This is a genomic window from Turicimonas sp. TL08 (assembly GCF_054660695.1).
Genome location: NZ_BAAGDP010000038.1, coordinates 1 through 13,600, shown reverse-complemented (window position 1 = coordinate 13,600; position 13,600 = coordinate 1). Strand labels below are relative to the sequence as shown.

The following is a 13,600-nucleotide window of genomic DNA, read 5'->3' as shown; positions in this document are numbered from 1 at the left end:
TGTCAATTGGTTTAGTCCTTGCAAGCTGCGCATGGGCAGCTGACACTACAGCAACAACAGCTGATCGGCACCAGAAAATGGGCGTCCAGTGCGCGGCCTGCCACAAAGACGGAAACACTGCTCTGCCGGTGAGAAAAGCACAGTGTCAGGCTTGCCACGACAGTTACGAATCATTGGCTCAACGTACGGAAAAGGTAAAGCCCAATCCGCACTACAACCACTTCGGAGATCGAGATTGCTCAACCTGTCACAAGGGTCATCAAAAGTCCGTGACTACTTGTGATACTTGCCATAAGTTCGATTTGAAAACGCCGTAAGGCCAGACTCCCTCGCTAATGCCTCCTCCGGTAGAGTAACTAGGCTCGAAACAGTAGACGCCTTGCGGAGAGGTAAAAATCCATATGACGAAGCATTCTTTCCATCACTTCAAGGAGGCTGCTTCGTTTATTTTATTAAGCCAAGGATCCTTTTCAGTCTCTGCCTCACATCACAAAAGAAACAATAGTTAATAGGAGAGGCTGGTTGTCCAGGTCCCATTCAAAGCTCTGTCACAAGCGAAGCGGTTTCTAACTCAAGAAACAGCCGACGATTGACTCGAGATATGAGCTAGTTTTGAGAAAACTCCGGTAGAGCCAGGCTTGGTCTTGGAGCTTGAGGCAGCCTCTCCATTCATCCCTGAGTCTATGTTGGAGTTTTCCCATTAATAATCAAAGTGTTGACGAATGTCATAAATCCTTCACAAGAACTTCAAGAATTGTTCATTAAACCGTCAATGATTTGTCACAACGGTTATTTATCGTTCTCTCCAACTCGCACTCAAGCGAAGTCCTTTAAATTAACTGTTGTATTTATATGAAAATCTCAAAATCTCTATCTTTCGTTTCTGTTCTGCTCTGTCTGGCCTCCGGCAATCTGAGCGCTACGGAAATTTATCCGGTTAGTCAGGCCAAATTCATGACCAATGCTAAATTCGATTTCAAAGTTGAATTTGACAAAATCTATCAGCCAAATGAAGTTAGCATCGAAATCAATGGGAAAAAGTTTGAAGAGACACTTCCCGGAAAAAGCGTATGGATTCCAAAGGAAGAAGAAGCAAATGCAAGCGCATTGATTTTACGAGGTACGGAAATCAAAAAGCCGGGCAAATATAACGTTGTGGTAAAAACACCGGACGGAGAGAAGAGCGTCTCGTGGGAGCTTTATTCCACAGCCGAAAAGCCGGTAGCCAAGAATGTAATTATCCTTTTGGCCGATGGCTTGTCGGTTGGCCACAGGACCGCTGCCAGAATACTGTCAAAAGGTGTAGAAAACGGTATGTACAAGGCACCGCTCGCCATGGACGATATGCCGCATATGGCGCTTCTCGGAACGAGTTCGGTAGATACCATCGCTGCCGACAGTGCCAACACTGCTTCGGCCTATATGACCGGTCATAAATCCAGCGTGAACGCCTTAGGCGTCTATGCCGACAGAACTTCTGCAAGTCAGGATGATCCGAAGCAGGAGACAATTGCCGAACTGATCCGCCGTAAGACTCAAAAGGCAATCGGCGTTGTCACGGATGCAGAGCTTGAAGATGCAACTCCTGCCTCTGTCGTCTCTCACACCAGAAAAAGATCTGATAAGGCCGATATTGTCGGAATGTTTTATCATGTAAAACCTGAAGTTATGCTCGGCGGCGGATCCGCTTATTTCCTTCCTAAATCTACTCTCGGTTCAAAACGTAAAGACGAAACAAACTACATCAAACTCTTTCAGGACAACGGTTATCAGCTTGTCACCAACAAAACGGAGTTAGCACGAGAAACCGGAGAGAAAGTTCCAGATAAGCTTCTGGGCTTGTTCCATACAGGAAACATGGATGGTTGGATTGATCGACACCAGTGGAAAGGAAATACCGTCAAAAAATTCCCCGATCAACCGGATTTGACCGATGCTTTTACTGCGGCAGTACGTGTTTTGGAAAAGAATCCTAATGGGTTTTTCTTGCTTCTCGAGGCCGGCTTAGTTGATAAATATTCGCATCCTTTGGACTGGACCCGTTCTGTCGGTGACACGATTGCTTTTGACAAGGTAGTCGAACTCGCCAAGGCTTACTGTGAAAAGCATCCGGACACGCTTCTGATCGTCACAGGCGACCACACTCACTCAATTTCAGTAGCGGGAACCGTTGACGATAACAAGCCGGGAACCGATATGCGCGAAAAAGTAGGCGTCTACGCAAAAGCGGGTTATCCGAACTACGAAGATAAGGATAAGGATGGTTTCCCGGACGACTTTTCTCCAAGTAAGCGCTTGGCCGTGTTTTTTGGAGCCCATCCGGACTACTACGAAACTTATCGCTCCTTCCCCGAAAAGACCTTTACGCCTGCTGTAAAGGATGAGAAAGGACACTATGTCGCAAACGCTCAGTACAAAGACCAACCTGGAGTTCACTTTGTCGAAGGCAATCTCCCGCGCAATGAAAGTCAAGGAGTACATACCGTGGATGACTTAGTCGTCACCGCTCAGGGACCGAACGCAGAGAAAATCAAAGGCTTTATGAATTCCACGGAAATTTTCCGCGTCATGGCCGATGCATTGGCTCTTGGCCATTAAAAACCTATAAGGGAGCGGCGGGGCTCAGCCTGCGGCTGCTCTCTGACAACTATTGAACTTTCCATGAAACGAAGAGGATTTTTAGCATTGGGGTGTCTTCCTATTTGCGGATTTACGGCAGAAAACAGATTTTGGTTTGATGAAATGTATGCCTCTAGCTCGGTCTTGGGCCTTACTTTTTCTAAAAAACTTATCGAACTGAAGGACAAGATTGTTTCCGTGCAGGGGTTCATGGCCCCTCCTTTGAAGGCCGATGCAGACTTTCTGGTATTGACGAAAGAGCCGGTGAGTCTCTGTCCGTTCTGTAATTCCGATGAGGATTGGCCCGACAGCATCATTGTTGTTCAGCTGTCGAAACGTCAGGAATTTGTGCAAAACAATCGGCTCATTGAAGTGACCGGGACTTTAGAGCTTGGCTCAAAGAAAGATGCAAAGACCGGATTTGTCAGTCTTGTCCGAATTACGGATGCCACTTTTCGAAAAGTATGAACGCAAATTTTGATTTAACGATAGAAAAGGCGAAAAGAACTGTTCCGGACGGAGTCAGTAATAGAACAGTTTTTTATTGCAACAAGCTTATCGTCAAGCAAGGAGCAAGACTCGGAATAAAAGGAGAGTCGGGTGCCGGGAAGACCACCTTTCTCAAACTGATTTCCGGAGTCATTACTCCGCAATCAGGAAAGATTCTGTGGGGGAAAGAGGATCTGGGCCTGCTCAAGGATGAGGCTCGAGATATCTGGAGAGGTGAGAATCTGGGCCTTGTTTTCCAAGATTTTCGATTGTTCCCGGGATTAACGGCTTTGGAAAATGTGCTGCTTCCTTTTTCTTTTCGACAGAGAATTGACAGAGAACTTAAGGAGAAAGCAGCTCAGCTTCTCGGACGCTTTAACCTGCGCGCTCAGACGTATTCGGAACTTCTATCGAGAGGAGAGATGCAAAGAGTCGCAATTGTGAGAACTCTGCTTCAAAAACCTAAAGTTATTTTGGCTGATGAGCCCACCGCCAGTTTGGATGCAGAAAATGCTCAATTGGTTATGAGCACTTTGATGGGAGTTGTCGAAGAGCTTGGCGCCACGTTAATTATGGTCAGTCACGACAGTCGTGTTATTCAACAATTTTCTCACGTAGCCGATCTTAATAAAGGCGTGCTGGAGGACGGAATCTTCAAATGAGAACTAGCTTGATTGTAAAGGCTGAGATATTTCGCTCCAAGGGGCTGTTGATCACCGTAGGCTTAATTCTTGCACTGGCTTTTTCTTTGTCTGCTGCCACAATGATGACGGAGCGGATGATTAAAGAATCGACTGTACGAGCTGCGGAATCCTTTGATTTAATTATCGGAGCGAAAAACAGTCCGACAGCTTTGCTGTTTGGGACGGTTTACCTGCGGGACGAATCATTGCCGATGGTTCCGGCTGAAATTATTACCGAGTTAAAGAAAAGTCCCGGCATCGAATGGTTCGCGCCTATGACAGTAGGAGATAGAGCAGGGGAAGCGCCTATTGTCGGAACCACTGAATCTCTTGCAACTTTTGGAGGAACGGTACCTCTTCACTCCGGGCGTATGTTTGCTCATAGCCATGAAGCGGTAGTGGGCGCTGGTACCGGTTATAGAGTCGGAGACCGTTTCTTTTCTACTCATGGAAGATCGCAAGGCAGACGTCACGAGCATCGAGAAGCCGGTGAGATAAGCGTGGTCGGTGTACTCGACTCAACCGGGACCCCATGGGATAAAGCTGTACTAGTTCCAATTGAATATTCTTATGAGGCCCATGGTATTCCTCTTTCCGGCGGCCGTCTCCAGGAGCTCAGCGATGAGGCTCTTAAAACGCTGCCGGGATTCTCAGCGGTTATAGTTAAACCAAAGAGTGTTTCTGACGCCTATAAGCTGCACGGGAAATTTAACAAGACGACCTTTCAAGATAATAGGAAGAATTTTGTTTCGACAACCGGAATTTTTACCGGTGAGGTGCTTGTCTCTCTGTTCGCGGTGTTAAACAGTGCCGGAAAAGCGTTAACTCTGGTGAATTTGCTGACATTAGTATTGGGCTTAATTGTTGTTTTAGCTTCAGGCTGGATTATTTCCGCTCTCCGAGCTGATTCGTTTACGCAATTACGCCTGCTTGGAGCTCCTCCCTCCTACATTCGGAAGGTTATTTTTAGTCTTGTCTTAATCACAGTAGCTGTTTCTTTGGCTTTTGGGTGTGTCCTTGCATTTGCAGAGGCGGAAATCTGCGCGTATTACCTTAGCCAAGAGACGGGCATTGTGATGCATCCGACCTTGAGTTTTGAGCTGCTGCAGCTTGTTTTCGGAACATTTTTCTTGGCTTGTTTGTGTGCTTATCTTCAGAGCAAGCTCATTGCCCGCAAGCCTCTTTCGTAGTTGTCACAAAAAATTCATAGAACTTGCATTCAGCGTTCATAACTCAATCTTAGGCTTTCACTGTCAATCAATTATTTTTTACTTAAGGAGAATTAAATGACATTATCCAGAAGAAAATTATTAAAGAGCGGTGCGGCAGCTTCCGTGCTCAGCATTCTCGGAAGTTTGAATCCAATCGCCGAGGCTGCGGCAGGTGAAATTCGTGCTCATTCTCTCAGCGACATTCTTTCCATGAGTCCTGCAGATGCGGCTCAAGAGAGCAAAGCAGTACAGGCTGCGATGGATGTCATCAATAATGCCGCCGCCTCTATTCAAGACGCAAAGGTTAGAGCAGTCGTTCTTGAGATTATTAGAAATCCGGCTCCGACTATTGCGGGCGCCGATAAAGAATCCGTGACAAAAGCCTTGAAGGCTAAAGGCTATATTCCTGAGAGCAGAGAGAGTGCATATCCGGTATGCGAAAGCACCACTAATGCTCCTCAGGCGTTTTCGAGTGCTCCTGGTTCAGGCTATGCAAGTCATCACGCTTATCCGGGCGGATTGGCAACACACGTAGCATTGAACACTTTAAGCATTCAGGATCTACTTAAAAACTACAACGGAGTTTTTGACTGCGCATTAGACGCTGACACAGCCGTTGCTGCTGAATTGCTGCACGATCTTCATAAACCCTGGGTTTTTCAGTGGAATAAGGACAATTCAAGTCGAAGGGAAGAACCCTGTGCCGGTACCGGAGAGCACCATGTTCTTAGTATTGCCGAATCCATGAAGCGAGGCCTGCCTGCAAAACTAGTTGTTGCTCAGGCTTGCGCTCATGATCATCCCGGCAATCCGAAGAGTGAAGCTTCTGTGGTTAAATGGCTTGACGCCGCTTCTATTTTTGCCGGTGTTGATCCGGTTAAAGCCGGTTATCTTGCTGCTGACAAGAAGACTCTTCCTTTGCCTCGCGGCATGGAAGGTTTTGCGGTTCATTTGGCTGACCATGACTTTGTGTTATCGGCACCGGCTTGCAAGTGGAGTGTAGAAGCTCTGCGTCAATTAGCTGCACAGCAGTACGGGATTCAAAACGAAAAAGAGTTCAACGCATTTAGAAACTACGTGCTCGCTCAACTAACAGCTATGCGCTTGTATGCCATTCTCAGCTCTCAAGGCAAGGAGGCATTCGCAGCAGAAGTGGCAAGAGCCGTACGAAATTAAACAGAAAAGCGGCCTCGGATGGCATACAGATAGGTGAGATCCGGGCGGTTTATGTACTGGTACCTGCGTAGAAGAAACTGCAGGTATTTTTTTTGCCTGTTGAAGACGAAACAAAATGTCACGGAAGCGTCATATCGATTCGCTATCGTGGCGTCGAGTCAAAACTTTCAATACCAAGTATGCCAATAAAAGTGCTAATCGTCGAAGATGAACGTGCTATTCAAGAACTTATCGCCTACACCTGCAGAACCTCCGGCTTTGAAGTTGAACGTACGGCAACCGTGGGAGAGGCCCGTAGAAAAATCGAAAATCATGTCCCGGATATTATTTTGCTCGACTGGATGCTTCCGGACTGCTCCGGCCTCGAGTGGCTTAATGAGTTGAGACATCGTGAAGAGACGAAAACAATTCCGGTTATTATGCTGACCGCCAGAGGACAGGAAGACGATAAAGTCTTAGGCCTTGAAGTAGGAGCTGATGACTATATGGTCAAACCGTTTTCTCCGAGGGAGCTCATCGCACGCATTCGAGTGGCAATAAGGCATCGAGCTGGAGGTACAGAGGCCGAAGAAAAGATCGTGTGCGGTTCATTATGTATCGATCCAACAAAATTTGAAATTAAGGTTGAAGAGCAGGCTCTGAAAGTTTCTGTGACGGAATTTAGGATGTTGACGCTTTTGGCCCAGCACCCGGGCCGAGTCTATTCTCGACAACAAATTATTGACAAAGTGTGGGGATATGGAGTTTGCATTGATGAGAGGACTGTTGATGTTCACATGCTCAGGCTCAGGAAACAGTTGGCTAGGACCGTTGCTAAGGACTTTATTGAAACCGTCCACGGAATAGGCTATCGGGCTCGAGAAATGGCTCGATGAGAATATCAAATGGTCATTGCTCGGTTAATGACATTTGAAAGGCCGTCAAATGGAGGGATTAGGAAAAACTCTTTTCCATTCTTAAAGAAACATGTTCTTTTACATCAAAAGATTAATTGTCAAAAAAGAGAAAAGCAGAGAGAACATATCAAATAGTCTCTGATCAAAAAAATATAAATTCTTTATAAAAGAATAAGTTGTATTGATTTCCGTAAGATTATTAATATTTGATGTACACCTTAATTTTGTGTCCTTTATAAGGCTGTTACCTAGATTTCGTTTTTATCTGCAGGCTATAAATTAACTTCTTATAGTTATATCCATTTATTATTTTCGGTATTAAATAGAAAGCCAATTTTTTGAATTGGATGGTAGTAAATTTCCACTCTTCCTTGGTTAGTTTCTGGCTCTTTGAACTCGTCTTTTCTAGAATGCTCGGAGTTCTTTGTGCCATTAATAAGTGCATTGAACTTTCAGGAGTGCCGAATGCTAAGGAACCTGTAGCAAGGTGAAGGTATTCGTGGAATTCGGTAGATAAACGATGATGGAAAAAAGACATACGGTTTTAGTTTGGTCGACCAAAGGACTAGCGGATCTGCGAAGCGATGCTTACTTGGAGAAAAAGCAAGAGTTCTTAAATGGAATAATTTTGCTTCAACGTCTGAGTTCATTTAGACCGCGGGACGCTTTGTCAGCCGAAAATCTCATCGCTCTTCTGGAAGAAACTGAAAAACTCAAAGAAACTTTAATGACTTGCTGTAAGGCGGCCGAAACAATCGCTGCCGCCGATAGCAAAATTTCAGCCGAAAAAGTCAACGTGATGGAAAAGGCTCTCATTCTGCGGAAGGTCTCTAAAGAAATACAAGATTACTTCCAAGAAGCCTTAGATAAGAAAATATTCTCGTCAGAACTCGCGAAAAAGTGGTTGGAGGAGAAAAGAAAATCAGGCTCCGAGTCCTCTCAAGGTTTAGATAACAAAGTAGAGATGCTTGTCCTGGAACCGTTGTTTTCGCTTTACTTCCACCTGAAAGGAAGCATACAAACCACGGTGATTTTTCCTGATGGCTCTATTAAAAGAGCTTCGCCTTCGGCTATTAATTTTTTGCTTAAGAATACCGCCGAACCTGAGAAGCGCAAAAGGATATTTAATGCTCTCTCAGCGAGTTTTGCTCAAAATTCAACGGTTTTCTGCGATATCTTGAATTCAGTTACCGGAGCCCACCTCCTGCACGCCTCCCGCAATAACCAAACCATTTTGGAATACGCTTTATGTCAAGAGAACATCGGGAAGGCAGCATTTGATGCTGTGTCTGTCGCGTACTGGGAACGAATGCCTGAATTGCGAAAGGTGATTAGATTCTTGGGGTCGTGCCTCGGGAATGAGACCTCTCAAGCTCTTCCGACCGCCTTGTTTGGGACGGCGCTTCCTCATTTAAGCTGTCCGAGCCATCTGCGCTCTTTTGAAATGACCTTGCAGGTATTAGAAAAGGCGGTTCGAGATGTATTTCCCAATTTTTCAGAATTTTTAGAAGAGTGCCGAAACGGCCGTTGGATAGAAACTCACAATTACTCAGGGGGCGCCGGTGGCGCATGGTGTTCGGAAATCCCGTCGGATCGAGCCGTCGCCGTTTATGTGGACTACGAAGCAAATATTAATCGGGCTTTTGAAACGGCTCATACGCTAGGAGATGCATTCTTGCGTTGGTCTACTTTCAAGGTCCCTTACCATCAGAGACGATTGTCTGAATTGCGCTGCGAGTTTATCGGCAGACTTTTCGAAGAACTGCTTCTCCGGCATCTTCTCATGTGCACTCAAAAGCCAGAGGACAGGTGTGCAATATTGTGGCACGGCTTAAGAAGATTGGTTATCAACTTGGTCCAAATACCGTTTAGGTTTCGGCTGGTAGAAAGAATTTACGCCGAGAGGTCGAATGGATATCTTTCGGTAGAAAAAATCAACGACTTGACAAGAACGTGCTGGACTCACTTCTTCCAAGATACCGTGGCAGATACGGACCAGTATATCTGGGCAAGAAAGCCTCATTTTTATAATCCGGTGAGACCTCACCATGATTTTCAATACACGCTCGGATTCCTCTCAGCAAACCTTTTGATTGCAGCTCTAAAAAAATATGAAGGGCAGGAAGATATCGGAAAGTCGATTTTAGAGGCCTGTGCTTTGTATCCCTACGAAGAAATTTTTAGAAGAATTTTGAATATTGATATAGAACAAAATGAAACATGGAAGAAGGCCTTGGACGAGGCGCTCCTTCCAATGGGAGAAATTAGGTCTTATATGAGTTATATCTTCCGTAAGGAAGATTAAACACTCAAGTGATTAGAAATAGTGGGAAAGACCGAGTGTTCCGTAGAATGCCTTTGGTTTGATGGATTCATTGGAAGATTTGTACTTGGCGCCTGATGCTCCAATGGCTGAATACAGCTTGGTGTTCTTAGAGAAAGCATACTGATAGCCTAAACCGACAAAACCGCCGTCAACTTTAAGTTTGGATGCATACTGATCTGTGTCTGCGTGTACATAGCCGGCTGCGCCTAAAAGATTGCCGCCGAGAACAGGAGTTGAGAAACCTAAGATGACGCTGCCGCCTTTAAGGCCGTCAATTACTTTGAGCTGTGCGGCAGAGATTTTGCCGATGCCGTGGTCCTTCATGTCACCGAAAGCCGGAGTTCCTACACCGTCAGCATTTCTAAAGTATTGCAGAGAAAGATAGGTAGTGAAGCTTTGGAGTTTCCAGTTTCCACCGGCAGTCACTCTCCACATGTCCTTCGGATTTCTCTTTAAAGTCGTAAGTTTTTCATTAACTCTTTCGAAGAGGACTACACCCTCAGCTTGGGATCCTTTCCAAGTCACGCCTAAACCGAAATAATGATCGGAAGTTGAACGGTTTTCATGACCTTCTTCACCCATGGAATATTGAGTTGTAAGCTGGAATCCGTCCATAACCGGAGAGCGGTAGATAACAGCATTGTCATTGCGGGATGCAGGCAGTTTCGCATAGACGATGTTTTGGTTGCCGATTTCCCAGATGCCGGTTCCGAAAGGATTTACGTTTCCAAGAAGGTTAAAGGATCCGCCGTCAGTTCCAAGGACGGAAGAACGCCCGGCTGCGAGGATGCCGTAAGGAGACTCAATTTGCAAAGTGGCTTCTCTGCTGAATGCAAGTCCTTCTGAGCCTTCTGCACCGGTGTCGGAGTCAAAGCCGTTTTCCAACACGAATTTGACTTTATAACCGTTACCGAGATCTTCAGTTCCTTTGATGCCAATGCGGTTAGAGGTACCGCCTCCGCTAATCATTTCAACATTGTTGACGGTAGAGCCCAGGCCGTTGTCAACGTGCGAGGCGCCGACTCCGACGTCGATTCTTCCGTATACGGTTACTGAAGATTCTGCGTAAGCGGTTGCAGTAAATGAGAGTGCTGCTAGTAAGGCAATGGAGAGTTTTTTCATTTTGATTCTTTCGGTTGTTACATAAGGAAGATGGTAAAAACGATGGCGCCGAGGCTGACTAAAGCGGAACGTTTAATGACTTCGATTGGAGATGTTCCGGCAATACCGGCAATCAGAATAACGCCGGCGGCTAACGGAGAAGATACGCGGCCGAGAGTTGCAGAAAGGCAGGTCAGGAAGCCGAGGTCCTGGATCTTCATGCCGAAATCAGCGGCGTGAGGTACAACGGATTTGCAGAAGGCAAAAGCTGCTGCATTGCCGGATCCGGTCATAACACCCAGAATATAAGGACCGAATGATCCTCCGATCTTTGCGATTTCTGAAGAGTCCTTGAGGTAGTCAATGAATCCGGTAACCACGCCGCAGCTTCTTAATCCGGCTGCAAAAACACCGGCGGCGATAATTAAACCGATAATGTTGCCGTAGCCTGAACCCATCCCGTCAAAGAATTTCTTAACTAATTCGGCAGGATTGCTTCTAGTCACAAAGATGACGTAGATAAAGCCGATCAACATGGCAGTAGCAACGCTCATCTTGATTTGCGGGAACCACAAAGAGATTACGAACAGAAGCACAACCGGAAGAAGAGGGGCAAAGGCTTTAAGGATATTCGGATGAGCGGGAAGCTCAGGTAAGGGTCGGTTCAATTCTCCGGCATCGGCAGCACCTGCTTCTTGGAAAGTACCGTTTTTCTTGTAGTCGCCGAAAAGGAAACAGATTGCGGTCAGTGCGATAACGCAGAAGACGAACAAAAGAAGGATTTTCCCGGAGATGTAGTTGATTTGATCCATTACGGCAATATTTGCAATTTGCGCTACAAGGATGTTGTCAGTTGAGCCGGGAGACCAATAATTAGGCAGAGTAGATGAAATAATTGCGGCTGCGGCAATTGCCGGACGGAAGCCTGCTCTAATCATGAGAGCGACAAGTGTGGGGCCAATGGCGGCACACAAACCGGCTAAGGAACCGATTGCCAAGGAAGCAACACCGGTTACCAGCATGCAGCATGGAAGAAGTAAAACGCCGAGTTTGTTTAAAGGTTTCGTTAAAAGACTGACCAAATGAAGGTCGCATTTAGTCATCGTAACGCAAGCCGCAAAACCCATAGAAGAACAGATTGAGATAATCAGTGCCTTATTCGTCATTGATTTATCAAACTGCAGAAAAGCCTCCATGGGATCCATGGAGAGTATGCACATAACTAAGCCTGCAAGCAGAAGCACCAGACGAGTCTCGTACCGCTTAATAAGGCCATAGATGGTTCCTATTACCGCCGCAATAGCAACCCAAGCACTAAAAGTCATTTTTGTCTCGCAAAGTTGAAATGAACGGGCTCATGTTAGAGAGCAGAGTTGATTTCAAAAATCAGGAAATTCAATTAAATCAATTGGGAATAACACTGTTTTATGCAGATATTTATAAAATCAAGAATGGACAATAACATTATGAAAAATAATGAGAATTATAACTATCTACCTATATGTAGGTAGGTGTTTTCCTACATGACTATTTGATAAACCCGAGCAAATAATGCCGAAAGTTCTTAATTATTTTTGAAAGAAAATGACTTCTAAAAAATTTCCGAACATCGTTCCTGAGTTTCTAAGTTATGTTCTTTATGAGACTCAGTCTTCAAGAGAAAGCACAGAAGAGCCTTCTACTCCCAATCAATTGCTTTTAGCCGAGGAACTGGTCACAGAACTGAAATCTTCCGGATTGCGGGACGCACATATCGGTAAAGGCGGTGTAGTTTACGGAACACTTCCTGCCACGCGGGGCTGCGAAGATTGCCCGGGACTTGGTCTGATCGCTCACATGGACACTTCTCCGGATGCTCCGGCAGTCAATATAAAGCCCCAGATCTTGGTTTATGAAGGAAAAGACGTACTTCTGAATCCGGAGAAGGGAATCTATTTCAAAGAAGAAGCCTTCCCGGAAATTAAGAAACACCTTAATCAGGAAATCATTTTTACAGACGGCACAACTCTGCTTGGCGCTGATGATAAAGCCGGAATTGCAGCGATTACCGCTTGCATGGCTTATCTCAAAACTCATCCGGAAATTCCGCATGCAAAAATCTGCGTAGCCTTCACACCTGATGAAGAAATCGCAAAAGGAACGGTCAATTTTGATATTGAGCATTTCGGAGCTCAATATGCCTATACGTTTGACGGCGGTGAGATTGGAACTTTAGAAACCGAGAACTTCAATGCAGCAACGGCTTTTGTTCAGATTGCCGGCGTTGTTGTTCATCCCGGTCTTTCTAAAGGAAAGATGGTTAATTCTTTAAAACTCGCTGCTAAGTTGATTAGCCGGCTTCCTGCAGATCAAGCCCCTGAAACAACCGAGGGCTATGAAGGTTTTATCCATCCGAATAAAGTTGAAGGCTCGGTTGCATCAACCACTGTCCGTATTTTGATTCGTGATCACGACAAAGCTAAATTTGAGGCTAAGAAAGAGCTTCTGAGAAAACTGGTGGAAGAGATCCAGGACTCTGAACCAAGAGCAAAAGTAAGCTTGACGATCAAAGACAGCTACGAAAATATGCGTCCTTATTTGGATCAAGCTCCTAAGGTAATGGAAATTGTCCGTCAGGCGTATAGAGAAGCAGGGATCGAGCCTATCGAAGAACCGATTCGCGGAGGCACCGACGGTGCTCGCCTGTCTACTAGAGGCTTGCCTTGCCCGAACGTCTTTACCGGCGGAATGAATTACCACAGCGTCTACGAATGCATCCCGGTTAAATCTCTTGAAGCCGCTGCCGACGTAGCACTGAGCCTTGTGCGCCTTTCCTCTCAGATTAAGAGCTTGAAATAAGAATTAGAAGAGCAGGGCATTTTTCGAAAATATAGTGATTTTTTCTTCCGTTGCTCCTTAAAAAGAGCAATTACTTGAAGCCAAAGCATCCGTGGACTTGTAAAAGAGGTTCACGGTCTTTTTTTCATTAAAAAGTTAGCTGATAAGAGTCAACCTCAGCGAGCTTTTCTCGCCTAGCAAAATGATCTTCGCGAGGCGCCTACCGGACAAATGAGGCAGAAGTGTCCCAAAGCAGTTCTACCTCAGGTACTCGTCTTGACG

Annotated in this window: 11 protein-coding genes; 9 read left to right on the top strand and 2 right to left on the bottom strand. The window is 45.6% G+C overall.

What is annotated here, in order from left to right; all coding sequences use genetic code 11:
- The 8 genes from ACYQ4O_RS12420 to ACYQ4O_RS12385 form a co-directional block, all read left to right on the top strand.
- On the top strand, positions 1 to 317 hold a 317-nt coding region (locus ACYQ4O_RS12420; protein WP_460175813.1), incomplete at its 5' end, for a cytochrome c3 family protein.
- 535 nt (positions 318 to 852) lie between these two features.
- Complete coding sequence (locus tag ACYQ4O_RS12415; RefSeq protein ID WP_277031024.1) at positions 853 to 2,598, top strand: alkaline phosphatase; 1,746 nt, start codon at positions 853 to 855, stop codon at positions 2,596 to 2,598.
- Between the two features lie 63 nt (positions 2,599 to 2,661).
- Positions 2,662 to 3,087 carry a hypothetical protein gene (locus tag ACYQ4O_RS12410; protein WP_277031026.1) on the top strand — a complete coding sequence of 142 codons (426 nt, stop codon included), beginning with the start codon at positions 2,662 to 2,664 and terminating at the stop codon, positions 3,085 to 3,087.
- Positions 3,084 to 3,770 carry an ABC transporter ATP-binding protein gene (locus tag ACYQ4O_RS12405; protein ID WP_277037874.1) on the top strand — a complete coding sequence of 229 codons (687 nt, stop codon included), beginning with the start codon at positions 3,084 to 3,086 and terminating at the stop codon, positions 3,768 to 3,770. Before ACYQ4O_RS12410 ends, ACYQ4O_RS12405 begins: the two co-directional genes overlap by 4 nt.
- Entirely contained in the window at positions 3,767 to 4,981 is a 1,215-nt protein-coding gene (locus tag ACYQ4O_RS12400; RefSeq protein ID WP_277031030.1) for an FtsX-like permease family protein, read from the top strand. The genes ACYQ4O_RS12405 and ACYQ4O_RS12400 overlap by 4 nt, the downstream gene beginning before the upstream one ends.
- A 96-nt stretch (positions 4,982 to 5,077) precedes the next feature.
- Positions 5,078 to 6,178 carry a metal-dependent phosphohydrolase gene (locus ACYQ4O_RS12395; protein WP_277037868.1) on the top strand — a complete coding sequence of 367 codons (1,101 nt, stop codon included), beginning with the start codon at positions 5,078 to 5,080 and terminating at the stop codon, positions 6,176 to 6,178.
- 179 nt (positions 6,179 to 6,357) lie between these two features.
- Positions 6,358 to 7,053: a response regulator gene (locus ACYQ4O_RS12390; RefSeq protein ID WP_279175168.1), complete on the top strand. Its 696-nt coding sequence runs from the start codon at positions 6,358 to 6,360 to the stop codon at positions 7,051 to 7,053.
- A 541-nt stretch (positions 7,054 to 7,594) separates the two neighbouring features.
- Positions 7,595 to 9,379, top strand: a complete 1,785-nt coding sequence (locus tag ACYQ4O_RS12385) for a gluzincin family metallopeptidase (protein ID WP_277031053.1) — start codon at positions 7,595 to 7,597, stop codon at positions 9,377 to 9,379.
- A 12-nt stretch (positions 9,380 to 9,391) separates the two neighbouring features.
- On the opposite strand, the gene ACYQ4O_RS12380 is transcribed toward ACYQ4O_RS12385, so the two are convergent.
- Together ACYQ4O_RS12380 and dcuC are read right to left on the bottom strand one after the other, a co-directional pair.
- Positions 9,392 to 10,522 (bottom strand): porin, encoded by a 1,131-nt coding sequence (locus tag ACYQ4O_RS12380; RefSeq protein WP_277031051.1) that lies wholly within the window; start codon positions 10,520 to 10,522, stop codon positions 9,392 to 9,394.
- Between the two features lie 17 nt (positions 10,523 to 10,539).
- Entirely contained in the window at positions 10,540 to 11,826 is a 1,287-nt protein-coding gene (dcuC, locus tag ACYQ4O_RS12375; RefSeq protein ID WP_460175812.1) for a C4-dicarboxylate transporter DcuC, read from the bottom strand.
- A 259-nt stretch (positions 11,827 to 12,085) separates the two neighbouring features.
- On the opposite strand from dcuC, the gene pepT reads away from it, so the two are divergent.
- Positions 12,086 to 13,339, top strand: a complete 1,254-nt coding sequence (gene pepT / locus ACYQ4O_RS12370) for a peptidase T (RefSeq protein WP_277031047.1) — start codon at positions 12,086 to 12,088, stop codon at positions 13,337 to 13,339.
- Positions 13,340 to 13,600 lie beyond the last annotated feature (261 nt).